General features: G+C 53.8%; 25 protein-coding genes. 3 read left to right on the top strand and 22 right to left on the bottom strand.

All coding sequences use genetic code 11. The features are described 5' to 3' along the window. Positions 1-24: 24 nt before the first annotated feature. From NLX71_RS20560 to NLX71_RS20515, 10 genes are all read right to left on the bottom strand, one after another. The gene (locus tag NLX71_RS20560) at positions 25-1,062 is read right to left on the bottom strand and encodes an SAM-dependent methyltransferase (RefSeq protein WP_254365637.1); all 1,038 of its coding nucleotides are present in this window, start codon (positions 1,060-1,062) and stop codon (positions 25-27) included. Then, positions 1,062-1,835: an ABC transporter ATP-binding protein gene (locus tag NLX71_RS20555; protein ID WP_254365636.1), complete on the bottom strand. Its 774-nt coding sequence runs from the start codon at positions 1,833-1,835 to the stop codon at positions 1,062-1,064. The genes NLX71_RS20560 and NLX71_RS20555 overlap by 1 nt, the downstream gene beginning before the upstream one ends. A gap of 13 nt (positions 1,836-1,848) precedes the next feature. Further along, entirely contained in the window at positions 1,849-2,190 is a 342-nt protein-coding gene (locus tag NLX71_RS20550) for a cyclic-phosphate processing receiver domain-containing protein (RefSeq protein WP_254365635.1), read from the bottom strand. Next, positions 2,187-3,035 carry a deoxyribonuclease IV gene (locus tag NLX71_RS20545; RefSeq protein ID WP_254365664.1) on the bottom strand — a complete coding sequence of 283 codons (849 nt, stop codon included), beginning with the start codon at positions 3,033-3,035 and terminating at the stop codon, positions 2,187-2,189. Before NLX71_RS20545 ends, NLX71_RS20550 begins: the two co-directional genes overlap by 4 nt. Positions 3,036-3,048: 13 nt before the next feature. Beyond that, entirely contained in the window at positions 3,049-3,858 is an 810-nt protein-coding gene (locus tag NLX71_RS20540; RefSeq protein WP_254365634.1) for an Fpg/Nei family DNA glycosylase, read from the bottom strand. A gap of 62 nt (positions 3,859-3,920) precedes the next feature. After that, complete coding sequence (locus tag NLX71_RS20535) at positions 3,921-5,576, bottom strand: ribonuclease H-like domain-containing protein (protein ID WP_254365633.1); 1,656 nt, start codon at positions 5,574-5,576, stop codon at positions 3,921-3,923. Then, a complete protein-coding gene (locus tag NLX71_RS20530) occupies positions 5,573-7,858 on the bottom strand; it encodes a DEAD/DEAH box helicase (RefSeq protein WP_254365632.1) in 2,286 nt (761 codons plus the stop codon). The genes NLX71_RS20535 and NLX71_RS20530 overlap by 4 nt, the downstream gene beginning before the upstream one ends. A gap of 360 nt (positions 7,859-8,218) precedes the next feature. Next, entirely contained in the window at positions 8,219-8,434 is a 216-nt protein-coding gene (locus tag NLX71_RS20525; protein WP_254365631.1) for a hypothetical protein, read from the bottom strand. Positions 8,435-8,673: 239 nt separating this feature from the next. Continuing rightward, positions 8,674-9,366: an LrgB family protein gene (locus NLX71_RS20520; RefSeq protein ID WP_254365630.1), complete on the bottom strand. Its 693-nt coding sequence runs from the start codon at positions 9,364-9,366 to the stop codon at positions 8,674-8,676. Next, positions 9,353-9,724: a CidA/LrgA family protein gene (locus tag NLX71_RS20515; RefSeq protein ID WP_254365629.1), complete on the bottom strand. Its 372-nt coding sequence runs from the start codon at positions 9,722-9,724 to the stop codon at positions 9,353-9,355. Before NLX71_RS20515 ends, NLX71_RS20520 begins: the two co-directional genes overlap by 14 nt. A 157-nt stretch (positions 9,725-9,881) precedes the next feature. On the opposite strand from NLX71_RS20515, the gene tlp reads away from it, so the two are divergent. Beyond that, complete coding sequence (gene tlp, locus NLX71_RS20510) at positions 9,882-10,103, top strand: small acid-soluble spore protein Tlp (RefSeq protein ID WP_254365628.1); 222 nt, start codon at positions 9,882-9,884, stop codon at positions 10,101-10,103. Positions 10,104-10,208: 105 nt separating this feature from the next. Here tlp and rnz read toward each other — a convergent pair whose 3' ends face one another. Beyond that, complete coding sequence (gene rnz / locus NLX71_RS20505) at positions 10,209-11,177, bottom strand: ribonuclease Z (protein ID WP_254365627.1); 969 nt, start codon at positions 11,175-11,177, stop codon at positions 10,209-10,211. Positions 11,178-11,272: 95 nt separating this feature from the next. After that, a complete protein-coding gene (gene metH, locus NLX71_RS20500) occupies positions 11,273-14,707 on the bottom strand; it encodes a methionine synthase (protein ID WP_254365626.1) in 3,435 nt (1,144 codons plus the stop codon). Between the two features lie 282 nt (positions 14,708-14,989). Here metH and NLX71_RS20495 point away from each other — a divergent pair, with 282 nt between their 5' ends. Beyond that, a complete protein-coding gene (locus tag NLX71_RS20495; protein ID WP_254365625.1) occupies positions 14,990-15,532 on the top strand; it encodes a 1,2-dihydroxy-3-keto-5-methylthiopentene dioxygenase in 543 nt (180 codons plus the stop codon). 181 nt (positions 15,533-15,713) lie between these two features. Here the strand turns inward: NLX71_RS20495 and NLX71_RS20490 are convergent, their stop codons facing one another. The 4 genes from NLX71_RS20490 to NLX71_RS20475 all read right to left on the bottom strand — a co-directional run bounded on the left by NLX71_RS20490 (position 15,714) and on the right by NLX71_RS20475 (position 17,977). Next, positions 15,714-16,511, bottom strand: coding sequence for an HAD family hydrolase (locus tag NLX71_RS20490; protein WP_254365624.1), 798 nt, complete (start codon positions 16,509-16,511; stop codon positions 15,714-15,716). Positions 16,512-16,552: 41 nt separating this feature from the next. Continuing rightward, positions 16,553-17,068 carry a hypothetical protein gene (locus NLX71_RS20485; protein ID WP_254365623.1) on the bottom strand — a complete coding sequence of 172 codons (516 nt, stop codon included), beginning with the start codon at positions 17,066-17,068 and terminating at the stop codon, positions 16,553-16,555. Between the two features lie 186 nt (positions 17,069-17,254). After that, on the bottom strand, positions 17,255-17,449 hold the full coding sequence (locus tag NLX71_RS20480) for a DUF896 domain-containing protein (protein ID WP_025844334.1): 195 nt from the start codon (positions 17,447-17,449) through the stop codon (positions 17,255-17,257). Between the two features lie 159 nt (positions 17,450-17,608). Continuing rightward, positions 17,609-17,977, bottom strand: coding sequence for a LysM peptidoglycan-binding domain-containing protein (locus NLX71_RS20475; protein WP_254365622.1), 369 nt, complete (start codon positions 17,975-17,977; stop codon positions 17,609-17,611). A 146-nt stretch (positions 17,978-18,123) separates the two neighbouring features. Between NLX71_RS20475 and lexA the strand changes: the two genes are divergently transcribed. Further along, positions 18,124-18,744, top strand: coding sequence for a transcriptional repressor LexA (lexA, locus tag NLX71_RS20470; RefSeq protein WP_254365621.1), 621 nt, complete (start codon positions 18,124-18,126; stop codon positions 18,742-18,744). Positions 18,745-18,955: 211 nt separating this feature from the next. Here the strand turns inward: lexA and NLX71_RS20465 are convergent, their stop codons facing one another. The 6 genes from NLX71_RS20465 to NLX71_RS20440 form a co-directional block, all read right to left on the bottom strand. Beyond that, positions 18,956-20,602 (bottom strand): IS1634 family transposase, encoded by a 1,647-nt coding sequence (locus tag NLX71_RS20465; RefSeq protein ID WP_254365620.1) that lies wholly within the window; start codon positions 20,600-20,602, stop codon positions 18,956-18,958. Between the two features lie 328 nt (positions 20,603-20,930). After that, positions 20,931-22,268, bottom strand: coding sequence for a type I glutamate--ammonia ligase (glnA, locus tag NLX71_RS20460; protein ID WP_254365619.1), 1,338 nt, complete (start codon positions 22,266-22,268; stop codon positions 20,931-20,933). A 92-nt stretch (positions 22,269-22,360) separates the two neighbouring features. Beyond that, entirely contained in the window at positions 22,361-22,774 is a 414-nt protein-coding gene (locus NLX71_RS20455) for a MerR family transcriptional regulator (RefSeq protein WP_254365618.1), read from the bottom strand. 168 nt (positions 22,775-22,942) lie between these two features. After that, complete coding sequence (locus NLX71_RS20450; protein WP_254365617.1) at positions 22,943-24,193, bottom strand: methionine gamma-lyase family protein; 1,251 nt, start codon at positions 24,191-24,193, stop codon at positions 22,943-22,945. Between the two features lies 1 nt (position 24,194). Next, positions 24,195-25,520 carry a GTPase HflX gene (hflX, locus tag NLX71_RS20445; RefSeq protein WP_254365616.1) on the bottom strand — a complete coding sequence of 442 codons (1,326 nt, stop codon included), beginning with the start codon at positions 25,518-25,520 and terminating at the stop codon, positions 24,195-24,197. 170 nt (positions 25,521-25,690) lie between these two features. Further along, positions 25,691-26,260, bottom strand: a complete 570-nt coding sequence (locus NLX71_RS20440) for a GNAT family N-acetyltransferase (RefSeq protein ID WP_254365615.1) — start codon at positions 26,258-26,260, stop codon at positions 25,691-25,693. Between the last annotated feature and the right edge of the window lie 427 nt (positions 26,261-26,687).

Here is a 26,687-nt window from a genome sequence, read left to right as displayed (position 1 = left end):
GGCTTTCATTGCCAGAACAACCGGTCACACTTGTTTCATCAAAAACAGCGTCAGCTCCTCGCGGTTGTGAAAAAGCTGCTTCGCTTGCTGCAGCTCCAGCTCCGGAGCCAGATCGCTCACCACTTCGCGAAGCGTTTGAAACGCCTTCTTGTGCATCAGCTTCACCGTGATAACAGCCGTTCCACCCGGCTGCAGCGCACCCAACAGCCCCCGGACGAGCTTGGCCATTTGCCGGTGACTCCAGCTCATGTCGCAAACGAGCAGGTCGAATGTGTTCGCCGCAAACGAAACCTCATCCGCCTTTTTCTGAAAATACGTAAGCTGCGGATGACGCAGCAGCGACGCATCCAGCTTGGCCGGGTCGACCGCGGTTACCCGAAGTCCGCGCTCCAGCAGCAGCGACGTCCACCCGCCCGGCGCAGCGCCAATATCGAGCGCCGCCCGGTATTGAGACAAATCCAAGCCGAAGGCCTGCTCCGCCTCCAACAGCTTGAACTTGGCTCGCGATACTTGCCCTTCCTCCTTGCGGAAGCGGATGGCGCCGCCGGACCAATCAGACAAATTATCCTGCGGCCGGGACAAGCCAAAATATAGCTTAACTTCTGTGAAATACAGCGAAAGGATGAGGTCCGCATCGCGCGATACCGGATTCGCCTCCAAATCCGCTGCCAGCATCTCTTCAACGGAAGATCGCACCGACGGCAGGGATAAGCTCGTTAAAGCTTCCCCTTCCGCTTTTCTGGCTTGTACCGCTACGTTCATCTGCTTCAGCGACGCTCCCCTAACGACCAGCATCTCATGAATATGGCGAATTGCATGCTCGAAACTGCCGTCCCACGGTTGCTCCACGTCGACCGGCTGCATATGCCGCAGAAACACAGGCTCCTGCGCCAGGATGCGCCCAATCGTCTCGCTGCGCTCAGATTCGGATGTAAATACGAACACTTCGCCCGGAGCCAGCCATTCGAACTTAACCGACTGATCCAGCAAACGCCGAAGCTCTTCTTGCGCCTGCTGAGCAAATCCCCGGTTGGACGTGCCGATAAATGTCGAGTCGCTCATCACAGCACCTTAATCCAAGGCCGGTCTCCGGACCATTCGATCCGGATCGGCACTTGATACGCTTTTTCCAAATTTTCCTCGGTCAACACGTCCCGCTTCGCGCCGGAAGCGATAATACGTCCCTGCTCGATCAGTACAACATGCGTGAAAAGCGGTACGATCTCTTCGATATGATGTGTAACATAAACGACTGTCATTTGCTGGCCGCCGAGCACGTTGATATTTTCAAGCAGCCGCTCACGTTCATACAAGTCGAGACCCGAACAAGGCTCGTCCATAATGAGAATCGACGGATTTGTCATCAAAGCGCGGGCCAGCATCACTTTTTTCCGCTCGCCTTGCGACAGCGTACCAAGCGGCTGATTGGCCAGATGGGCTAGCTTCACCTTGTCCAGCATGCTGATCGCCTTCTCGCGGGCAGACTGCGGAATTTCTTCATAAAAACGCAAGTAACCGAATTCGCCGGTGGCAATCACTTCCCACACCGGGTCCCCGGCATTTAATTTCTCATACAGCGATTGGCTGATATAACCGATCTGCTTGCGCACTTCGCGGACATCGCACTGCCCGTATGTATTGCCGAGCACTTGCACTTTTCCCCGGGTCGGGAACTCGTAGCCGTTCATCAGCTCCAGAACCGTCGTTTTGCCCGAGCCGTTCCGACCGAGCACGACCCAATGCTCCCCTTGACGAATATCGATATTGACGCCGGACAAAATATGCCGGTCTTCGCGGATAAAATAAATATCTTGCAAGGATAAGACCATTGTCATGTTGAATCACAACCTATTCTTTTACAGTTTCGAAAATTTCCATAAGCAGCTCTTGAGGCATCGGACCGTTCGTCAACCGGACGTGCTCCGGCTTGCTCGCATACAGCAGTTGAAACATTTGCTGACGACCCGCATCGCTCGACGTGTGCAAATAAATGCGCTGCGGAAATAAGCCGGCGCTTGCCATCGCCCGGACCAATTCAAGTCCGTTGGGCTGTCCCCAGCCCAAGTCGTAGTCGAGCGAAAGCACGTCCACTTCGCATTCCCACAGCAGAAGCAAGCATTCCTCCACGGTACGGGCAGGCACGAAGCCTCTCGGACAAGCGCGATAATCGTCCAAATAAACGTGGATCACCCTTCGCTCAGCTCCTTGACATATCGAATTTCAGAAGCGTGCGTACTCCCCCGCAGGACAGGCGTTTCCAGCACCATCGGAAGGTCCGGCATCGACTTGAGCGCAGTCGAGCGCAGCAGCGAAGCGAACCTGGCTTCCCCGATTTCGCCCCGGCCGATCATGGCATGCCGATCTTTATGCGCGCCACGCGGATACACGGAATCGTTCAGATGAATCGCCCGAAGATGCTGCAAATAACCGGTCGCTGCCGCATGCCGCTCCAGCTCCGGCCACCCGTCCTTGAAGGAGGGCCATAAACCTGAGGCAAAAGCATGGCACGTGTCGAGGCAAAAGCCGACAAGCCCCGGAAAAGCGCAAAGATTCCGCACCTGCACCAGTTCCTCAAGCGTCGTCCCCATGGAGGTTCCTTCGCCCGCCTGATTCTCGATCAGCAGCAGCGAACGGCCCGTATAGCCGGCAAGCGCTTCATTCATACATTGTATAATATTTTTATAGCCTTGTAACGGGTCTTCCCCTTTATATTTGCCAAAATGGACCACCACGCCAACCGAGCCGCACGCATCTGCAATCTCAAGATCGTTGCGAAGCGAGGCGATCGTCGCCTGCCGCAGCTCGCCCGGGCCTACGGCAAGATTGGTCGGATAAGGGGTGTGAGCGATGCTGAGCAGGCTGTTCTCGCGGCAAAACCGGGCGCACTGCTCGGCGTCCTGGCGGTTGAACGACTTAACGGTCAGGCTTCGCGGATTTTTGGGGAAATATTGGAACGACTGGGCTCCTAGCTTTACCGCTGTCTTTGCTGCTTCCGCATAACCGCCCCGAATACTGATATGGCAGCCGAAACGCATGGTCAACGCCCCCTCACCTCTGACAGACCAGACAGCAAAACGATTTCTTGGACGAGACATCGCGTCTGGCAATCAGGCTGCCGCAGCGCAAGCACGGTTCTCCTTCGCGGTCGTAAACCCGGCAGCGGCTGTCAAAGCCGCCTGTAAGCGAATCGCCGACGAATAGCGGCATTTCCATGTACCCGCCGCCTTGCGTCGCTTCCGTCAGCACTTCGCGCATGGAGTGGAATAAGCGGCGAAGCTCTTCATCGGAGAGCGCACTGGGACGCCGGGACGGCAGGAGACCGGCATGATAGCAGATTTCATCGCTGTAGCAGTTGCCGATGCCCGCAAAGACGCTTTGATCGACGAGACTGCTTTTGAGCGTACCCGTTTTTGCACGCAGACGCTCGGCGAAACGGTCGGGCGTCAGCCCCGGATCGAATGGCTCGGGACCGAGCTTATTCATCAGCTCATCAACTTCCGACGGAGTATGGAGATGCAAATAACCAAGCCGCAGCCCGATAAAAAACAAGTGACGATCTCCGAAGCCGAGCCGCACCTGAACGGACCGGTCGGGCTTTTCCTCTGCCCTGCCGTAGAACATCATGCCTCCGAGCATTAAATGGAGTACCAGAACGTTGCCTGTCGTTAACCGAAACAGCAGATGCTTCGCTCGCCTGTCAATGCGGGAAACGGCGTGACCGAGCAGCTCCTGCGCCCATCGCTCGGGCGTCACATTAATCGATTTTTCTCTTGTGACTTCCGTATCCGTCACAGTCCTGCCTATGATTCGCTCGCTTAGCAGCTTTCGGTAATTTTCCATTTCGGGCAGCTCAGGCATCGTCATTGCTCCTTTCGGATCATGATCTTACCATGTATTTCCACCCCGAAGTGAAATTATACTTACAGCGGCATAGAAAGCTGTTCCACCGCAGACAGGCCGGACTTTCTTTTTCTTGTGGATTGAGGAACACGGGATACCGCAGACGCTGCCCCCTGTAGCGGAGCTGATGCCGGTGCTTGACCAACTGCCCCGGTGGAAAGCTTTGCCCGTATCCGGGCGCTTGATTGTGTCGGCAGTAGCGAATCGGACGCTTCTTGCTCAACAGCACCTGTAGCACGCGTCGCACTTACGGATGAGGACGCTTTCCGCCGCAGCCGTTCGATTCGCTTGCGCAGACTGACGGCTTCGGCATCCTCCTCCCGCTCCTCTTTTTCCCTCATACGCTTGCCACCATGTGCGATCGAGTTGCGCTCCCCGCTCCGCTTCAAGGCATCTCGCCGCCAAAGATGGTCCAGCGCTTCCTGCGCATAGGCGAGAGCGCGCTCCCACTGTTTTTCCTTATGCTCGTAGTACATGGACAACTCGATATACGGCTCCAGCGAAGCCGTAGCCCGACCGCCCTTCAGGGCGATATACCGGCTCCAGAGCGAGCAGGCTTGCGTAAAGCGCCCCCGGCGCTTGCAAAATTGCGCAAGCGGCAGCAGGCACGGTTCCTCAGAAGCAAGTTCGTCCACAGTGAGAAGCTCTTCGGCCAGCGCATTCATTACCGTGTCAGCCATGCCGCCTCGACCGATTTTATCGAGCCATAGGCCGAGCCGAAAGCACTCCTCTAAACCGAACAACCTCGCGCGGGACCAATCATACGAACCGTTCAGCAAGCAGGCAAAATGAACGGCCAAGCCAGCTAACGTTAGTACGTCCAGCTCGTTATGCACGAACACGCCTTCCAAAACGGAAGGGTCGCGCTGCGCCAAATATTGAAAATAGAGCGTCGGCGCAAGCGAGCCCGGCACATCTTCTTCGCGCCGGACGCCAAGCCGTTCCTCCTCTACTTTGCCTAGTCGGCAGGAAGGCAGCGTATGCTTCCACAAGCTGCGGGACGGATGCAAAAAATCGATGTGCCCCGAGGGCTCGGCGGCCAGCTCCATCCGGTTCATGATATAGCGGTTTTTAACAATCGGCCAATCGAACGATTTGCCGTTATACGAGATTAACACCGGATGCGCCGCAAGCTTTTGCTCCAGATAGGCCAGCATCGCCGACTCTTCGCCGGGGTGCCGGATCAGCATCTGCTCGATATGATATTGATCGCCTTGGTAAAATCCGACTCCGACCATAAACGGCACGTTGCCTGCCCCATGCCCCAGCCCAGTCGTCTCGGTATCCAGAAAGAGCAGCCGTTCATGGAACGGAGCGGCCGAACGGTTCGCCGCCGCATTGCCTGCCGCCGGCTCCAGCAGCGCGAACAGCTCCTCCGCGCAGGATGATAAACGGCCAAGCTCATACTGCCCGTGACGGAACCCTGCTTCATACGTACGGCGGCGGATCACGAAATCGCCCCACTCCGTATGCTCCATGGCCGCGCCGACAACCGACCATTCGTCAAATTCCGCCGCAGACTCCGGTTTACTCTCACCGTGAGCCGCCTGGCCCTCTTCTGCCGCCCCAAGTGGCTCCTCTCCCGCAGGCATTAGAATCTTGACTTCTTCCTCGCGTTCCTGCGTACCCGCTATCGACTTTTTATGCCGCAGCAGCCTTTCCTTGAGCGAGCTCATCGCGAGGCCTCCAACTGCTTCAGCAGCCCGAGCGACAGCTGCTTTCCGGTCAGCCCGACTTCTTCAATCGGCCCGACACAGGCCGGACAGCCGCTCAAGCAGCCACAAGACGAAATCAGGCGCTGCGCTTCGGCGAGCAGTTCCCCATGCACTTCGTACAGCCGCTCGCTAAGCCCAACGCCGCCCGGGTAACGGTCATAGAAAAATATCGTAGGCTGCTTGTTATGCACCGCCTTCACCTGCGGAACGACGCGGATGTCATGCGGATCGCACATCAAATAAAGCGGCGCGATATGCACAAGCACGTTCGCCAGCCCCAGCAGCGCAAACTGCATATCGTTCCCCGCCATGCCCGCGGCAATCTCGTCGTCGAACGTGAACCAGTAAGAGCTCGTATGCAGTTCCTCCTCCGGCAGATGAATCGGCCCCGATCCGATATTCTCGTGAGTCCGCAGCTTGATTTTTTTGAAAATCGTCGCCTTCGCGTTCACGGTCACTTCGCCGAACTGCCGCTTGAGCCCCCGGTCAATCGCCTCCCGGTGCACATGCAGCACCTTCAACTGGACGGCCAGGCTGGCGTCCGTGAAATAATCGACGTCGACCTCGCGTATGTAAGCCTTCTTCTCCTCGTAATCGAGCTTCTCCACCTGATATTGCACGCCCTCGTGAATATAGATCGCTTCCTCGTGAATCATCGTCGGCGCACTGAACCGGTCCACTTCGCCGATAACCCGGGCGCCCTTCGTCATATCGATGATAATGAAATTTTCCTGTGCGGCCGATCGCAAGCTGATATCGTGCGCCGGAAACGACTGCTCCATCCAATGCCACCTGTTTTTGACCCGGTGCAATATGCGTTCCTCCGTCAAAAACTCCAAAATATCATGCAGCGACTCGCCGCCGTATTGTTCGTTCTCTTCAAACGGCAGCTCGTAGGCGGCGCATTTGACATGGTCGACCAAGATAATAAGGTTGTCCGGCTCGATCAGCGCCCGCTCCGGCGGACGCTCGAAAAAAAATCGGGGGTTCTGGATCATATATTGATCCAGCGGATTGCTGCTCGCCACGAGAAACGTAACGGAGCTTTCCTGCCGCCTCCCGGCGCGGCCCGACTGCTGCCACGTGCTCGCGATCGTGCCGGGATAGCCGTTCAACACGCACGCCTGCAGCTGCCCGATATCGATCCCGAGCTCCAGCGCGTTTGTGCTAACGACGCCGCGGATCTCTCCGCTGCGCAGCCCCCGCTCGATTTCGCGCCGCAGCTTGGGCAGGTACCCGCCGCGATAACCGCGGATCGATTTCGTGCCTAACTCGTGAGCGACCAACTCCTGCAAATACGTAAGCAAAATTTCGACCCGTACACGGCTCCGTGCGAAAACGATCGTTTGTATACCTTGGCGCAGCAGCATCGCAGCGATTTTCCTCGTCTCCAGCACGCTGCTTTTACGGATACCAAGCTGCTGATTAACGACGGGAGGATTGTAGAAGACAAAGTGCTTCTCTCCCGCGGGCGCACCGTTATCGTTGACAAGGGATACGCTCTCCCCAATCAGCCGCTCCGTATGCTCCTTCGGATTGTCGATCGTCGCCGAAGCGCAAATAAACTGCGGATTCGAGCCGTAAAAACGGCAAATCCGCTTAAGCCGCCGAATCACGTTAGCCACATGACTGCCGAACACGCCGCGGTAAGAGTGAACCTCGTCAATAACAATAAACTTTATATTCTCAAACAGCTTTACCCATTTCGTGTGATGCGGCAAAATCGCGGAGTGCAGCATATCCGGGTTCGTCACGACGATGTGCCCGGCATTGCGAATGGCTTGGCGTACGGTCGGTGGCGTATCCCCATCGTAGGTGTGGGTTTTGATATCCGCGCCCATGATATTCGCCAGCTCTTGAAGCTCGGCCACCTGGTCTTGTGCGAGCGCTTTGGTCGGAAACAAATAGAGCGCACGCGCGCTCTCGTCTTGCAATATGCCCTCCAGCACCGGCAGGTTGTAGCACAGCGTCTTGCCCGAGGCGGTCGGGGTCACGGTCACGACGTGCCGCCCCGCGCTTACTTCGCGGAACGATTGGGCTTGATGCGTATATAATTGTCCGATGCCCCGGGCGAGCAATGCTTCCCGCAGCCCGGCGTGCAGGCCTTCAGGGAATAACTCGTACCGCCCTTCCCGCGGCGGAATCGTATGCCAGTAAGTCACCTGGGACATCAGCTCGGACGACGAGCGGATCAAATCGATCATTTCTTCGATGGAAGAAACCTTGCCGGTCAAACGGTTCATAAGTGCAACTCCTTTTGACGGTAACGTTCCTTTCATTATATCGAATGCATGTTCGTGTGACAATCTCTTTTCTTAGCGGAACGGAATCGGAATGACGCGCCTAAGCGGTGTTAAACTTGAAGAAAGCATGTCGTAACCTGCGCTTTCCCGGGAAAGTTTTTCGTTATAGAGTCGTGTAAAAGGGGGCAGTTCGATTTTGAAGGAATAGTGATACTTTCTATGAAGGTTGGCTTGATGCGATGTAATTATAGTGGAGAATAATCTCTGATGAAACCGGCAAGCGGCAGTCGAGCAGAAAAGCCTTGGCCTGCCGCTCATCGGACTGGCGGGGTTCCGATCGCTCTATACGCGCGGATCAACTTAAAGCACATCGGAGGAATCGTCGTAGTCGAACCTTATGCCATCATGCATAGACACCTTATGAATCAAAGCTGAGTTCATGGCCGCGTTCGCGCTCGCCTGGAGCTTGCCCAGCACTTCCTGAAATGGCTGGGCCTTGGCGCCGCTTGATTGCGACCGAATGGCAAGCTGCAGCGCCTGCTCGATCACGGCGATATCCTGGCTTGTAAAATCCATTCCGTCAACCTCCCCATGCTTGGTTGTATACTGGAACTATTTTAACCCGATCGTTTTTTATTCATACCTCGGGACAAAATCATATTTGCCAATTATGGAACGATAGTACAGCATTTTGTGGGCTAGGCTTCGCCCGGCTTATCCTTATCCGATTGTCCGACACAAAAAAGGAACCGTTCGGCAGAACGGCTGCATCATGGAAAGACACTCTATTTTCTTCAGCAATGCGAATTGAAGCGTCACCGCAACCACCAATACAGCGGAATAAAAAGCAACGATGTCAAAATCGCCGCAGCGCCCATCGCAAAGCCGCTGACGCTGCCCGCCAGCTCCGAATCGCGGATGATCCGCGCCGTGCCGATACCGTGCGACGAAGTGCCGATGGCGGTGCCAATCGAGATGTCGTCGCACACGCCTGCCAGCCGCAGCAGCCCCGGTCCGAGCATGCTTCCGATCAGGCCGGTCAGAACGGTCAGCACGGCGGTCAGCTCGGGAATCCCTCCCGCTTGCCGGGAAATCTCAAGCGCAATCGGCGAAGTGACCGATTTGGGCATCATGGTCACAAGCAGCTCGCGACTACCTCCGAGCCCCCAGACGAGTCCGGCAGCCAGCAGCAGCGCGCTGATTGAACCCGCAGTAATGCCCGCAGCAATCGGCAGCAGGGCATTGCGGATGCGCTGCGCGTTTTTGTACAGCGGGATACCGAGCGCTACCGTCGCGGGACCGAGCAGAAACACAATATAGTCCCCGCCTTTTCGGTACGCTTCGTAGGGCACATTCGTCGCGAGCAGGAAGGCAATCACAAGCACCGAGCATGTCAACAACGGATGAAGCGCTTTCCAGCGCTGCTGCAACGCAAGCGCAAACACATAAGCCAGCACCGTCAGAGCGATGCCGAACAGCGGTTGCTCCGTCCATTCACGGAACGTCATGACGACCATCCCCCTCCTTCCGTGCGCGTCCGCCGCCAAGGAGCTTAGCCGTCCAGCCTGTCACAAGCAGCACCCCGAACGTGCTGGCAAACAAGCTCACCAGGATGGTCACCGCCTGCTCCCCAATCCAAGAAAAAAACACCATCGTTCCCACGACAATCGGCGCAAAGAGCAGCAGCATATGCTTGATCAAGAAGCTGCCAGCCTCCTCTACCCATTCCACCTTGATCCACTTAAGAAACAAACTGGCCGTAAACAAAATCAAACCGATGACGTTAGCCGGAAGCGGAAGGTTTAAGCCGAACTGCAGAATCGTTCCCAGCAAATAAAAACCGAGCAAGATAGCAAAGCCGCGCATCAGGAGCCGCCTCCCCTCTCCCCAAAAATATCAGCCCGTTTCCGCTAGTATGCCAAAGTTGATGCTTTCATGCATATTCCGACACGGACAGTGGCACCGTAAAGATGGCGCGCTATCCAAGCGCCTTACTTTTACAATAAAGGAGTTCGATGGGACTATGGCTAAACCGGACAACCGTGCCGACAACGTGGAGCATTTGCAAAATAGCATCGACCACACGATTGAAAACATGAATGAAGCCGAAGACTATTTGAGCGAGCACGCTGATGAAATCAGCCCGCAGGAACGGGAGCACATCGAGTCCAAAAACGAACGCCGCCACGAAAGCTTGAATGCCTTCCGTTCGGAAATTAAGGACGAAGCCGAAAATCAACAATAATTGCAGCCCGTTAACGGGACATGATACAAAAACCTCCGGTTCCTAGCAGACATCTCGTAAGGAACGGAGGTTTTTGTCATCGCGGCGATGTGATACGGACCATACTTACAACGGCGCCGCTTCGCCGGAAGCCGGCGACGGTTTTCGCGCCGGGATGTCCAAGCGAAAATGATCGTGCGCAAGATAAGTTCCATCATGAACCGTTCGCGCTTCTTCCCGCAGCTGCTCAACCTCCGCATCCTGATACCGGGAGCTGATATGAGTTAAAACCAACATCTTAGCCCCTGCTTCCTGAGCAGCACGAGCCGCATCCATCGCTGTGGAATGATCATATTGCATCGCAAGCTCCTTGCGGTCCTCCGCAAAGGTCGCTTCGTGCACCAGCACATCCGCTTGGCGCGCAAGCGTGATGACATGTTCGCAAGGCTGGGTATCGCCAAGGATCGTCACGATCCGGCCGGGAACCGGAGGACCGATAAATCGGCTGGCTTCAATCACCGTGCCGTCCTCCAGCGTAACGTCTTCTCCTTTCTTGATTTTGCCGTACAGCGGCCCCGAAGCGATGCCGAGCTCCTTCAGCTTCGCCGCGTCAAGCTTCCCCTTCTGCGGTTTTTCTTCGATCCGGTAGCCGTAGCTGTCGACCCGGTGAACCAGCGGAGCCGCCTTCACGATGAACTGTTCATCCTCGTACAGCACGAACTCCGCCTTCTCTTCGAATTCCACGATGTTCGTCTGGTAGCCGAGATGGGAATCGCTAATCCGAAGCGCCGTTTCCACAAACTCCCGGATGCCTGCCGGCCCGTAAATCGTAAACAGCGTATCCCCCCCTTGATAAGAACGGCTCGACATGAGCCCCGGAAGGCCGTAAATGTGATCGCCGTGCAGATGAGTAATAAACAGCTTTTCCAGCTTGCCGATTTTGACCGGCGCCCGTAATATTTGATGCTGCGTCCCTTCCCCGCAGTCGAACATCCAATAGACGTTTCGCTCCGCAATCAGATTCAGCATGACGGAGGTGACATTCCGCTCTTTGGAAGGCATACCTGCGCCTGTTCCAAGAAAATACAGCTCCAAGCTGCATCAACCCCATTTCTATCGTTACGATTGTTAATAAACAAAAGAGTGGAGCGACCACGGCCCCACCCTGTTATAGCATACCCAAAAAACGGTTATACGTTGAAATAACGAGCCTGTGGATGCGCAAACACGATAGCCGAGACGGATGCCTCCGGCTCCATCATGCTGCCTTCCGTCAAGTGTACGCCGATATCCTCCGGCTTCATCAAAGCAAACAGCTGCTGCTGATCGTCGAGGTTCGGACACGCCGGATAGCCAAACGAGAACCGCTGTCCGCGGTACTTGGCTCCAAAGCGCTCCTGCATCGTCATTTCGGCCGGGTCCGGGAAGCCCCAGACATCGCGCATCATTTGGTGGATACGCTCGGCAAACCCTTCGGCAGCCTCGAGAGCCGCCGCTTGAAGCGCATGAGACCGCAGGTAGTCGCCTTTATCCCGCCACTCAGCGGCCAGATTGCTGACGCCATGACCGGCCGTCACGACGAGGAAACCGACGTAATCCATGATTCCGCTATCTACCGGCTTGAGGTAGTCGGCCAGGCACAAGTACGGCTCCTTCCCCTGCCGCGGGAACGTATACTTCTGGAGCACTTTCGTATGATCCTCGGGATCGTAGACGAGCACATCGTTGCCGTCCGACTGCGCCGGAAAGAAACGGTAAATGCCGTGCGCTTGAAGAATGCCGCTTTTTTGCGCCTCCGCCAGCAGCTCATCAACGGTTTCTTTAAGCTGCAGCGCCTTCGGATCTTTGTCGGCCAGCAATTGCTCGATTTTCCCCTTCAAGCCAAGATGATGCCCGAGGAGCATCTGCATATTGATATACGGGATCAGATGGCTTATCGGGTAGTCGCGCAGCACGCGTCGCTCCAAGCTCGGCGGCACCTGTACCGGAACATTCCGGTCTACCGACGATGTTCTGACGCGAGTCAAGACCGGCATTTGCTCTTCCTTGCGGCCGGATTCCTTCACGTCGGATTCCATGCTTTCCCGAAGCTCCCGCACTAGCTGCTGCCTTTGCTCGGGGTCGCTCAGCTTGTTCGCAATATCCAGCCCGTCCATCGCGTCCTTGGCATATAGTACCAAACCATCATACTCCGGCGCAATGCGGGTCTTGGTGAATTTCCGGGTCAGCGCCGCGCCGCCTACCAGAATCGGCACATCGATGCCAGCCGTCTTCAAGTCCTGTGCGGTGACAATCATCTGCTGCGCCGATTTGACGAGCAGCCCGGACAGCCCGATCGCATCCGGGCGCTCCTTGCGGTAAGCGTCGATCAACTGCTCCGGCGGCACTTTAATGCCCAGGTTGATGATCTGGTAGCCGTTGTTGGATAAAATGATTTCGACCAAGTTTTTGCCGATATCATGCACGTCGCCCTTGACCGTGGCCAAAATGATTTTGCCTTTCACGGCGCTTTCCGATTTTTCCATGAACGGCTCCAAATAAGCAACGGACGCCTTCATGACCTCGGCGCTCTGAAGCACCTCCGCCACGATCAGCTCGTTATTGTTGAACAGCCGGCCGACTTCCCCCATCCCTTTCATCAGCGGACCGTTAATAATATCGAGCGGCTTGTATTTTTGCAACGCTTCGCCCAAATCCGGGATCAGTCCGTCCTTCGTGCCTTCGACAACGTAAGAGGACAGTCGCTCTTCCAGCGTTAAGTTCGAAATTTTTTCCTTCTTCTCGACCTTCTTCGTACGGAAGTGCGCTACGAATTCGGCCAGTGTTTCGTCGTTCGTATCGTAGATCAGACTTTCGGCAAGACGGCGCTCTTCTTCCGGTATGGACGCATAGCGCTCCAGCTTTTCCGTATTGACGATCGCATAGTCGAGCCCGGCTTTCGTACAATGGTACAAAAAGACGGCGTTCAACACCTCGCGGCCCGCTTCCGGCAAGCCAAACGATACGTTGCTGAGACCAAGAATCGTCTCGGTGTCAGGCATCACTTCTTTAATTAACCGGATACCTTCGATCGTCTCCTTGGCCGAACCGATATACTGCTGATCTCCCGTTCCGACCGGGAAAACAAGCGGGTCAAAAATAATATCGTTCGGGTGCATCCCGTACTTGTTCACCAGCAAATCATAGGAACGCTGGGCTACTTCAAGCTTGTCTTTGGCCGTAATGGCCTGCCCACGCTCGTCAATCGTGCCGACGACAGCGGCTGCGCCGTATTGATGAATAAGCGGTACGACCGTCTCGAACTTCTCTTCCCCGTCCTCCAGGTTGATCGAGTTGATGATCGCTTTTCCCTGCGAATATTTGAGCCCGAGCTCAATGACCCGATAATCCGTGGAATCGAGCATAAGCGGAACTTTCACTTTTTTAACGACAAGCTCCAAAAACTGCTGCATATCGCTCATTTCGTCGCGGTCCGGGTCTTGCAGACAGACGTCGATGACATGCGCGCCGCCTTTCACCTGCGCCCGGGCAATCTCGGATGCTTCCTCATATTTGCCTTCAGCAATAAGCCGCTTGAACTTCCGCGATCCGAGAACATTCGTCCGCTCCCCAACCATGTAAGGGCGGTTCGCATCTTCAATGTAGACCGTCTCGATGCCGGATACCGCGGGCGGATGCTCTCCCCGATGACCGCGCGGCTGGTACTGGCTGAGCGTTTCGGCCATGGCGCGGATATGATCCGGCGTCGTACCGCAGCAGCCGCCGGCAATGTTCAGCCAGCCCTGCTCGGCAAAGCCTGCCAGCTTCTTCGCGAGCGATTCCGGCGATTCATGGTACTGTCCGTTCTCGTCCGGCAGACCAGCGTTCGGATAGCAGCTTACCGCGGTTCCCGCAATATCGGCCAACGTCCGGATATGGTCACGCATAAACTCCGGTCCGGTAGCGCAGTTCAGACCGACCGAAATCGGTTCGAGATGCTCAAGCGATATATAGAACGATTCAATATTTTGACCCGCCAGCGTCGTGCCCATCGGCTCGATCGTACCGGAAATCATGAGCGGAAGCTTGCGGCCTTCCGTCTCAAACGCTTTGCGGATGCCGATGCTGCCGGCTTTGACGTTCAACGTATCCTGCGACGTTTCGAGCAGCAGCGCATCCACGCCCGCCTCCATCAATGCCAACGCCTGTTCGTAGTAGCTGTCTACAAGCTCGTCGAACGTGACTCCGCCGGTTACGGAAAGCGTCTTCGTCGTTGGCCCCAACGCACCGATAACGTATCTAGGCCATTCCGGCGTACTGTATTTTTCAGCCGCTTCGACGGCCAGTTTGGCCGCTACCAGGTTAAGCTCCCGCGCGCGGTCCTGCAGATCGTATTCCGCCAGCACGACGCTTGTTGCGCCGAACGTATTCGTCTCAACCATATCGGCACCGGCCGCAAAATACGCTTCATGGATTTTACGGATGACGTCAGGCCGGGTCACCACCAAAATTTCGTTGCAGCCGTCCAACTCGTCGCCGCCGAAATCATCCGCGGTTAAATTCTCCTGCTGGATCATCGTTCCCATGGCGCCGTCTAAAATCATAATTTTTTTCTGTAGTTGCTCCTGCAATAAAGGCTTGCTCATCCGTGATCCCCTTTCACCCTGCCGCCCCGCTCCATTCTGTGTTGGGGTCGGATACTCTTGCAGCCGATCTATGATTCTCGCACCGTACTGCGCATAATACTCACAAATTATGTAACCTTAAGTGTATCAGAAACGTTACTTGTTGAAAAGCAATTGCGACAAAATTCAGCACTTATCTAACGAATCCTATCGGATTTATATACATTATACATCGACAGATACGTCCCCTTCCACTATAATAAGAAGCAGAAGTCACGAATTCAAGAAGGAAGAGGGAGAACTATGGCAGAAATTCGCATTCGCAACACCAACGAGCGCATCTCGGGCGAAGCCAACGTGAAGGCTTTTTTGGATAAGCAAGAGGTGCTTTATGAGCACTGGAACGCCGCTAAACTGCCCGCAGAGCTTCAAGGGAAGTTTTCGTTGACGGACGAGGAAAAATCGCAGATTTTGGCTACTTACGATGAAGAAATCCGCGATCTGGCCAGCCGCCGCGGCTACCAGACTTGGGACATCGTCGCGCTGTCCGACGCCACCCCGAATTTGGACGAACTGCTCAAAAAATTCGAACAGGTGCACACGCATACGGAAGACGAAGTTCGCGCTATCACAGCCGGCAAAGGAATTTTCATCATTAAAGGGACCGACGATGTCGGCTATTTCGACGTTGAACTGGAAGCCGGTGACGTGATCTCGGTTCCGGAGCACAAGCCGCACTTCTTCACCTTGATGGAAAACCGTCAAATCGTAGCCGTCCGTCTTTTCATCGAAACCGAGGGCTGGATCGCACATCCGTTCGAAGACCCGACTTTCCAAAAAGCGTAAGTGAAACTTTTAAAATAAACGAACACTCAAGCAGCAAGCCCCTTGTGAAAGGCGGCTTGTTTTATTATTTAAAAACAAAATGAAAACCCGCCAAATGGAATGACGGGCTTGTTTAGATTAGTTCAAAAAGGAGTGCCGGTTACACATTGGATTATAAATAAGGTTATGATGCCGTTAGATCCTAAGCTTCCAGAGAATCAATGATCTTCTGAATATCCCGCAGGCTCGTAATTTCGTGCGCCGGAGCAATCTCGTCCGTTAGCGGGAGCCCATGACGGTTAATCCACATGTTCCGCATCCCAATCGAGTTGGAGCCCAAAATGTCCGTTGTCAGCTTGTCCCCGATCATGACGCCTTCCTCGGCCGAAATGCCAAGCAGCTGCATGGCATGCTCGAAAATCGATACCGCCGGCTTCCCTTCGCCAAACTCGCCGGAAATGACGATATGATCGAAATAAGGAGCAAGCTGTGGGACACCCGCCAATTTCTCTTTTTGCAGATCAGGCGAACCGTTCGTAAGCAGAAGCAGCTTATATTTCCCTTTCAGCTGATCCAATACCTCGAACGTCTCTTCATAAACGATCGGACGGTTTCTTCGCTCGGCCGAAAACATCTCCGCCAGCTTAACGCCCAGCGCGGCATCTTCTATCCCCTGAGCCTTTAAGCCGCGCGTCCACGAATCCCGTTGATAAGCCGGGGCCAACGATTGAAGCTTGCGGAACTCTTCCTGTTCTCCTTCGACAAACCGGGCCCACAGCCCTTCAAATGGGTTAATGCCGATTTTTTTGGTAAACGGGAACGTCTCGAACGATTCGTACAATGCCCGCGCTTCGCGTCTCACCGCTTCCTCAAGCTGAGCGGGATCGAGATCATAATGCTTGGCAGCCTCGCTGCATGTCGCCTGAAACGCTTCTTTTACGCTGCGCTCGTCCCAGAGCAGCGTATCGTCCAAATCAAAAAGCACCGCTTTGATTGCCATAAGCCGGATTCCTCTTTCTCCCCTGTGATGTCGGTTCTGTCTTAAGATTCTTGCTTAAATGCCACTTGATTTTTTTGAGCAAATTCCTGAAGCTTTTCCTTCGCCGCATCCACGGGGAATTGATGATAAAATTTCGTGTATCCCCAGCGGGCGCCTTTCGGCTTTAATGTAATAAAGATCGAATCCTTCGACACGGAAATTTCGTTAATCATATCCGCACTCATCGTCCGGTCTCCGCCGAAACGACGTGAGGTAAGCGAATCCTGACCTATTTTCAACAGCGGCCGGCGGACCCAATAAATCAGCAGCGCAAGGAAAATATAGCTCGCGCCTGTGAACCAGTACATCTGATCCTGCCCCGCTTGACCGCGGAATACGATGAAGCAGAAAATCCCGGTGGCGACTAGTATCATCGGAAGAAACCAGCTGCGTCCTTTGAAGGTGACCGAGTTGTCGGAGGAGCTGGACTGCGAAATCGATTCCTTGCCGCTCTTTTTGCGCTGAGTGTTGGTTACTTTCGTATTCTTGCTAACCATGCGTTGCCATTTTCGTGACATAGTTGAGCCCCTTTATCCATTCTTTCTAAATCGCCGATCCCGAGCGATTCGTCAACCGATACGTCCAAATACGTCAAAAAGTTGGAGCATCCAAGTATACCGCGTTTTTCCAGCGGATACAAGATCGTCCAACGTGTGATGCGTGTCTCAGTGGGGGGTATACCAGTGAAGCAAGTCCCCTCCTCCTTACTTCTTCTCGTCCTCATCCACGAATTTAATGTTGTCCAGTTGAGAACGCAAGGAGGATTTAAAAGAATCGATATACTTTTTCCTAAGTGCGTTGCGCTCATCCATCTCTTCTTCCGTCAATCCTTCGGCTTTCGCCTTGCGGGCCAATTCGTTGATCCGCTTAACGGTTACGTCGTGCTCTGATTCAATCATGCCTGTCCTCCCGGTAATGTTAGCTCTTCGTCCGTTTATCCGCGAACGATAAGAGCTTCTTATCAAATTATACTTTGACATTACCGGATTTGAAAGTCAAGAGATAGACCCGAAGCCCTGTGGAAGAAATAATCCAGAAAAAGTTAAAGCAGCTATGTATTATGGAAGCAGCAGCTTCTGCCCTTCGTAAATCGTTACGTTCTTCAAGTTATTCAGCTTCCTTAGCTGAAAGACATACGCTCTCAGATCTTGTCCTTTGGCCGCGTGCGAAGAAGCAATGCTCCATAAGGTATCTCCTTGATGTACGACTACGTAAGCTTGAACAGGAGCGACGCCTTTGGCGTGCGCGTTACCGTTCCCTACCCAGGCGGATACGGTGCTTCCGACAAAGAGCAGCAGTATTACCGATATAATGAAAACTACAACTCGTACGTATGTTCGGTTTTTTTTCGCTTTATAAGCAGTATCTATGGAGACGGCAGCTGGACCGTGGTTGTATTGAGCTAGCATTTGACTGTTCTGATACATGAACATCATCTCCCAAACATTTGTTCTGTTCTGAATTTAACACGAACAAATGTTTGTGTCAATCCATTTTTCGAACTTATGTTTGTACGAACTCCGGTTCTATGTTATACTCCTAAGTAATGATTACCAAAAATGGAGTGATTCATATGGGCAAGATATCCACTCGGCAGCAAGCTATTCTGGAGTTCATCAAGAACGAGGTCAAAGATAAAGGGTATCCTCCGTCCGTTCGGGAAATCGGCGAAGCGGTCGGTCTTGCTTCCAGCTCGACGGTACACGGTCATTTGGAGCGGCTGGAAAAGAAAGGGCTGATCCGGCGCGATCCTACGAAGCCCAGAGCCATTGAGATTTTGGACGGCACGACTGGCGACGGCGCATTCGCTGTATCGGTTTCTCGCGTCCCGCTGATCGGACGAGTTACGGCCGGCGTACCGATTACCGCGACGGAGAACATTGAAGACTACTTCCCGCTTCCGAGCAACGTCGTCGGGGACCATAACGTCTTCATGTTGAGCGTCATCGGCGAAAGTATGATCGACGCAGGCATTCGCAACGGGGACTACGTCATCGTTCGCCAACAGCAAACGGCGAACAACGGCGAAATCGTGGTCGCCATGACTGAGGACGACGAAGCGACGGTCAAAACGTTCTTTAAAGAAAAGGATCACATTCGCCTGCAACCGGAAAACCCGACTATGGAGCCGCTCCGTCTGAAAAGTGTATCGATCCTGGGCAAAGTCATCGGCGTATTCCGCAATATTCATTAATTTCATTCCCATGCAGCCAAAAAAAAAGACTCCCGATGAGGGAGTCTTTTTTTGCTGTCGTCCGCCGAACGTTCCGGGCCTTCGGATAAAAATGCGCGTCTCCATCCCCGGCTTCGACAGTCCGTAGAAACACAAACCGCCTTGGGCCCAGTCGTGGCAAGGGTTTAGGCGGTTTGTGGATAACTACGTGTGTATCTACGTTTTTGGGGCGCTAACGGAGTGAAATCCCCCATATTCTCTGGGGTTCTGTCAATTTTAATGCCGAAACAATACCTAAATGTTCAGGTGTTAATTCTGTACGTTGTTGAACCTTGCCATCGTGAGATTCATACTCCACTAATTGCACACGACCGAATGAATCGCGGACCTCTCGCCACGTTTTGCCTGTCTGGTTTTCTATGATACGAACCAGCATGAGCGCCAACCAGCATAAGAGTACATGCGCGCGGATCCGTTCTTCCTTGCGGTGATACACGGGGCGAAGGTCTAGCGACTGTTTTAGCGTCCGAAACGCGGCCTCTACTTTCAAAAGCTGCTTATAGCCAAGCGCCACATCTTCCGCCGAAAGCGTATCATCCGAGGTTTGCAGCAAATACTTACCATCCAGATGTTCCATGCCTTTCACAGCCTCCAGATCAATTCGGAGGTTACCACGCTTGTCCATCTTGAGATAACGCTTGTACGTCGTATGGTTGTGCAAGCGGCAATGCGCCTTGGTATGTGCTTCTCCGTCCAGTTCCTTTAACCGGGCGAGTTCCTCTTTGAGCGCGGTTAGATGCTTCTCACGCCGCGCCGCGTCACGTCTGGCTTCATCCGGATTGCGGACCAGGACGTATCGTTTTCTCGCTTCACCGTCGCCGATCGTAATGTCCTTAACTTCCAGGTTATCGCGTACTGTTTTGAACCGGCCCGGGTGTGCCAGTGCTGCTTCTACGGTCGGCTTGCCGGACGATAGCTTTTCTCCGGAGATGTAATGGCCGCCACTTCGTTGTAAATATCGTAAATTTTCTTCCGATGAAAAGCCGCGGTCAACGACAGAGATGACGCGTCCAAGTTTCCAACCGATCAAATCCTTTTTCACTTCCGGAACCACACTCATATCCGACGTGTTCCCGGGCCATACCCAACATCGGATTGGAATGCCTTCCCGCGTCACGGCAAAGCCGATGACCACTTGTGGCAAGTCGGGGCGATGATCCTTCGAGTAGCCGAGTTTGCGAAATTCATCGTCCTCGTCTTCGGTTTCGAAATACGTCGACGTCGTATCAAAGAAGAGCAGGTCGACCTCCAACTGAAGGAGATCTGCAACGGCATGAAATACATCGTGCTGGATGCTTTCTTCTGATTCAAGCAGAACATCCATCGCCCGGTACGCTTGTTGAACGTCAAGTTTTGGCAACTCAGGGATGACGACATCGTGTTCCACCCACTCTTCAGCGGCAAGTTTGCTCGATGGAGCAAGCGCCCGGTTGGCGACAAGTGCGAATAAGATACGCTCCATGGGTGTTTGAAACTGCCGTTCCGTCAGGCGCTTGGTCATCGCATTGCCGATTCCGAGCTTCTGCCAGAGCTCATTTAAGAGCCACGCGCCGCCCAGTGACTTACTCCGTGTGAGCCGAAGCGGAGCGATAGGAGAAGGGTCGCGATCAGCTGTTTGCGGATCATCGCCAAGATAACGTCCGATGCTTTGGGCGAGACCCCGCAACGCCGCCATATTCACCTCATCGTCACGACCAAAATTGTAGAGAATCTTCGCTTGTGACTGACCGGTCTTAGGATTGCGCTCGTTATGGGCAAGTTGAATATAACGGACCGAAGTGCCGTCTTTGTTTTTACGAGAAGTGGTTCGAATGTACATAATATGATGTTACTACTAAAATAGCTATAGATCAATAAAAAATATGAGTTATCCACATAAAGCGTGTGCCTACAAATTTTTCTGCGATTTGTCCACATTTTTAAAAAACCAAACCACGGAACCTGCGCCACTACAGCATTTTACTTATCCACAGCTAAGCACAGGTGCCTACAAAACGGGGAAGACTGTCGAACCCGGGCCATCCCTACTATGGTAAGCAGCGAATAACCGGCCGGAAGCATGCGAAAGTTGTTCAGAAGTTTGAAAAACAGCCTCTCACCATGGCTTCACCATCATGAGAGGCTGCTTCTAATGCTTGCCGGGCTTATTAATAAAGGGTCAAATACTGATCGCGTTCCCAAGCATGAACTTGAGTCCGGTAGATGTCCCACTCGATTTCTTTGAGCTCGACGAAGTGCGCGAGAGCGTGGTCTCCGAGAGCGCCGCAGATGACCTCGTTGCGAAGCAGCTCATCGAGCGCTTGCTTCAGGTCGACCGGCAGGCTTGGAATGCCCTGCTCTTCCCGCTCCTCTTCGGACATCACATAGATGTTCCGGTTTGTCGGAGGCGGCAGCTGCATTTTTTTCTTGATGCCGTCGAGCCCAGCTTTAAGCATAACGGCGAGCGCGAGATACGGATTCGCCGCCGGGTCCGGGTTGCGCACTTCCACACGCGTGCTGAGTCCGCGCGAAGCCGGAATGCGGATCATCGGGCTGCGGTTGCTGGCCGACCAAGCTACGTAGCAAGGCGCCTCATAGCCCGGCACCAGACGTTTGTAGGAGTTGACCGTCGGGTTCGTAATGGCTGCAAAAGCGCGGGCGTGACGCAAAATACCCGCCATGTATTGTCTGGCCAACGTGCTTAGACCCAGCATGTCGCTTTCATCGTAGAACGCGTTCTCTTTGCCGCGGAACAGCGATTGGTGACAGTGCATTCCGGAGCCGTTCACGCCGAACAGCGGTTTCGGCATAAAGGTGGCATGCAGGCCATGCTGTCTGGCGATCGTTTTGACAACGAGCTTGAACGTTTGAATCTGGTCGGCCGCTTTGATGGCGTCCGCATATTTAAAGTCGATTTCGTGCTGGCCCGGAGCCACTTCGTGGTGAGACGCTTCGATTTCAAAGCCCATCTCCTCCAGCGTCAGTACGATCTCACGGCGGCAGTTTTCTCCCAAGTCTGTCGGAGCGAGATCGAAATAACCGCCTTGGTCATTCAGTTCCATCGTCGGGTTGCCTTTTTCATCGGTTTTGAACAAGAAAAACTCCGGCTCCGGACCAACATTCATCGAGCTGAAGCCCATTTCCTCGGCTTCCTTCAGCATCGATTTCAGAATGCCGCGCGGATCGCCCGGGAACGGCCGGCCGTCCGGCAGGTACACATCGCAAATCATGCGGGCAACGCGGTCTTCCGTCACCCATGGAAAAACGACCCAAGTATTCAGATCCGGGTATAAGTACATATCGGATTCTTCGATACGAACATAGCCTTCGATGGAAGAACCGTCAAACATCATTTTGTTGTCGAGAGCTTTCTCCAACTGACTCACAGGAATTTCCACATTTTTAATCGTACCGAGCAGGTCGGTAAATTGCAGGCGGATGAATCTTACGTTTTCTTCCTTGGCGATGCGCAGAATGTCTTCCTTGGTGTATTGTTTATCCGTCACTGTACAATCTCCTCCTTAAACTATGAGCCAAATTAACGAAGCTTTGTCCGAACAGGCGCGAAAGCGCTACCGGAACAGGCCCCAACACAGCCTTACTTGCGGAAAAAGCGGGATAATTCGCCCTGAATCAGCGATACCTGATTCGGACGCTTGCCACCGCCCAACAACTGCTGCTTAAGCATTTTGTGCAGCTGCGTATCGGTCATTTCCCGACGTTTGACCTCGGTTTGCTCGTTCAAGACGGTCGCTTCCTCGGAGTTTTTGTCGACCGGCAGCAGCACCTGCTTGATCCCGGCGATGTTGACACCCTTTTCAATCAAATCTTTAATCTCGAGCAGTCTCTCGACATCGTTGAACGAATACAACCGCTGGTTGCCTCCTGTTCGGGCCGGAATTACAAGCTCGTGCTGTTCGTAGTACCGGATTTGCCGCGCAGTTAAATCGGTCAGCTTCATTACGATGCCGATGGGAAAAAGCGCCATATTCCTGCGGATATCATCACTCATGACCATCACTCCTAAGCACTTAGAACCTTACCGCTATTGTAACCTTGTTCAAAAAACGTGTCAAGTCATGTAAGGTTTTCGCTTTATGTCAACCCATATTACCGTATATTTTCTCACAAAAATACGCGGATGACCTGCATCCGCGCATCCAATGAAGGACAATCGGTGTTATGACAGCAGTCCGCGGTCCATCATATTTTGGATCGCGGTCAGCACGCCCATTTTGCAATGCGAATATGTTAACCCGCCTTGCATATAGGCGATGTACGGCTCCCGGATCGGCGCATCCGCGGAAAGCTCCAGACTTCCTCCCTGAATGAACGTGCCTGCAGCCATAATGACCGGATGCTCGTATCCGGGCATGTCCCAAGGCTCCGGAACGACATGGGCGTCGACCGCAGCCGCCTGTTGAATCCCCTGTACGAAAGCGATCAAATGCTCAGGTCCCGTGAATTGAACCGCCTGAATCAGATCCGTTCGCGGATCGTTCCAGCGCGGATGCGTCGTGAATCCAAGCTGCTCGAACACCGATGCGGCAAAAACCGACCCCTTGACGGCCTGCCCGACCAGATGAGGCGCCAGAAACAGCCCTTGGAAAATAGCCCGGGTCGTCCCCAGCATGGCCCCCACCTCGCCTCCGATACCGGGCGCCGTCAAACGGTAAGAAGCCAGTTCCACGTAGCGGCTCTTGCCCGCAATATAGCCTCCCGTAGCCGCAAGACCGCCGCCGGGATTTTTAATCAGCGACCCGGCCATCAAATCCACGCCGACCTCCGTCGGTTCGGTCAGCTCCGTAAATTCCCCGTAGCAGTTGTCGACGAAAACGATGACGTCCGGCTTGATTTCTTTGACAAACCGCACCATCTCTCCGATTTGCGCTACGGTGAACGACGGACGCCAAGCGTACCCGCGGGAACGTTGAATGCCGATCACCTTCGTTCGGGGTGTGATACGCTTCGCAACCGCGGCGAAATCCGGGGACCCGTCCTCCAGCAAGTCGACCTCCTGGTAAGCAATGCCCCAATCCTGAAGCGAGCCTTGCCCGTCTCCCGGCTTGCCGATCACTTTATGCAGCGTATCGTAGGGCCGTCCGGTCATCATCAGCAGCTCGTCTCCCGGACGAAGCACCCCGAAGAGCGCCGTGCCGATCGTATGCGTTCCCGAAACGAAATGCGGCCGCACAAGCGCCGCCTCGGCGCCGAACACGTCGGCGTACACCAGATCAAGCACTTCCCGTCCCCGGTCGTTATAGCCGTAGCCTGTCGAGCCCGCGAAATGATAATCGCTCACTTTATGCTTCTGAAAAGCGCGAATGACCTTCCATTGATTCCAGTCGATCACGCGGTCGATCTCTTTCAACTTCCCCTCGATCTGCAGCTCGGCCTGCTCCATGAGACCGAGCACCTTCTCTTTAAACATCCTACAATGTCTCTCCCTTGGGTTGCTCTTGCGTTGGGCGCGCCTCATCGTAAGCGGCGAGCAGATACCCGATTTTGTCGTATTCTTTGTTGTTCACCCGGACCTTGAACCGCATGTCTTCCCCATCCACTTCATTTTCCAGCACCTCGCCTACGCGATAAACGAGTGAGATCAGGTCGCCTTTGTCCGCCGGGATGCGGTAGGTTCGGCTTGCGCCCATGAACCGGGATTCGATCAGCTCGACGAGGAGACTTAAGTCTTCTTCCCGGTAAGCCGAGAGGCGGACAAACGTCCCGTCGGTCGTCAGCAGCTCTTTCTGCTCGGGGGAACAGAGGTCGATTTTGTTGAACACCGTCACGCGTTCTTTTCCGTGCGCCCCCAGTTCTTCCAACACTTGATCGACGACCTTCATATGCGTCGCCATCATCTCGGACGAGCTGTCGACGACATGGAGAATCAGATCCGCCTCGCAAGCCTCCTCCAGCGTCGCCCGGAAGGCTGCAACCAGATCGTGAGGCAGATTTTGAATAAATCCGACTGTATCGGTAACGACGATCTCCATGCCGCCCGGCAGCTCAAGTGAGCGCGAAGTCAGATCGAGGGTCGCAAACAGCTGGTTCTCTACATATACGTCGGCATGGGTCAATTGCCGAAGCAACGTGGATTTGCCGGCGTTCGTATAGCCGACCAGCGCCACTTGAAATACACCGGTCTTTTTGCGGCGCTCCCGGTGCAGGCTGCGGTGTTTGACGACCTCTTGCAGCTGCCGCTTCAGCTCCGAGATTCGCTCGCGGATATGACGGCGGTCCGTCTCCAGCTTCGTTTCCCCCGGCCCCCGCGTCCCGATGCCGCCTCCGAGGCGGGACAAGTTTTTGCCTTGTCCGTACAGCCTCGGCAGCAGATAGCTGAGCTGGGCAAGCTCGACTTGAATGATCCCTTCCCGCGTCTTCGCCCGCTGCGCGAAAATGTCCAGAATGAGCTGCGTCCGGTCGATAATTTTGACATCTAGAAACTGCTCAAGATTGCGCACCTGCGCGCCGGACAGCTCCTGATCGAAGATGGCGGTATTGCCGCCCGTCTGCTCCAGCATCGCTTTCAGCTCTTCGGCTTTACCTTTGCCGATGAACCATTTGGAATCGGTATACTCCTTATTTTGCGTCAACGTGCCGAGCACCTCGACCTGTGCTGTCTCGGCCAAGCTGAGCAGCTCCGCGAGCGAATGGTCCGGATCGTACATCTCCTGCTTTTTGAGCTGCTGCGTGACCAGACTGACCAGCACCGCACGGTCTTGAATTTCTCCCGTTACTTCATGAATCGTTTTTTTCATATAAGTTTAGTTATCTCCTTTGGGTAAGTGCGTTCCAGCCTTTGTTCACCACCAAATTTTAAACCAATTTCGATTTCATCTTCAAGGAATAGAACTTTTTCTATAAATACTTGAACAATTTCTTCTCATGATGATTCTCCGAGCTAGACATGAACTTACCGGCAGGCGCATCAAGCATCCGGCATATGCAGCTTCCGAAATTCATGCTCCAATATGCTCATGTTTAACGCATCGTAATACTGATGGTCCCAAAATAAACAATCCCTTTGAACTCCCTCTCTTTTGAAGCCCAGCTTCTCGTAGACATGAATCGCCCTGTCGTTAAAAGCATAGACACTCAGCTCAACCCTATGCAAATTCAATATCCCGAAAGCATGATGAAGCATGAGCAGCAACGCTTCCGTTCCATAGCCTTTCCCTTGGTTCGCTTGGCCCGCTATGGCAATCCGAATATTCGCACTCCGGTTTACCGGATCAATGTCATTCAACACCACTTCTCCCACAAGGCGATCTGTCGCTTGGGAAACAATCATCAGGTCCACACGGCTTGAATCAAGTTTTGAGATGTTTTCAATCCAACTGGCTGCCGTTTGTTTCGAAAACACTTTCTGGCTTCCCGTGAACCTACTCGTTGTCGGATCGGACAAGTACACATAATAATCATCCAGATCATCCATTTCGACAGGCCGCAGGTAAATTTGCTTGCCTTCCAAAATTTTGACTGTTCCTTGTTTTTCCACGCCCGCGCCTTCCTCCTTGGCCTATATTCTCATTTATTAGACCAGTCCTCGAAATCAAACGTGAATTCAAAATCATACTGCGCTTTACGAAGGAGCAGCCCTTCCGGCTTTAAACACAGCAAACGAATCAACCCGATTTTACCATATAAACAACGGGAACGCACAATTCACCAAACGAACTGCTTCCACCCCACATTTCGCAGGTGAAACTGCGCGAAAATCAAATTTATTGAAGGGAAATCACCAACTTCCAGAGAATGTAAAAGTATAGTTTTTTCTCTGGAGGCGATCACGTGAATACTCCGTTTAAAACGTATTCGTATACTTCGGGCCCCGCCGTGTTGGTGGACCGACTTTGTCGTGAAATCGAGTTTGAGCAGACGTTGAATGAGCTGCTTCCATGGGATGCGAGCCGCTGCAAGCTGTC

This window comes from Paenibacillus sp. MZ04-78.2, from assembly GCF_024213375.1.
Taxonomy (GTDB): Bacteria; Bacillota; Bacilli; order Paenibacillales; family NBRC-103111; genus Paenibacillus_G.
The sequence above is the reverse complement of the archived record's forward strand: the minus strand, read 5'-3'. Positions and strand labels throughout refer to the sequence as shown.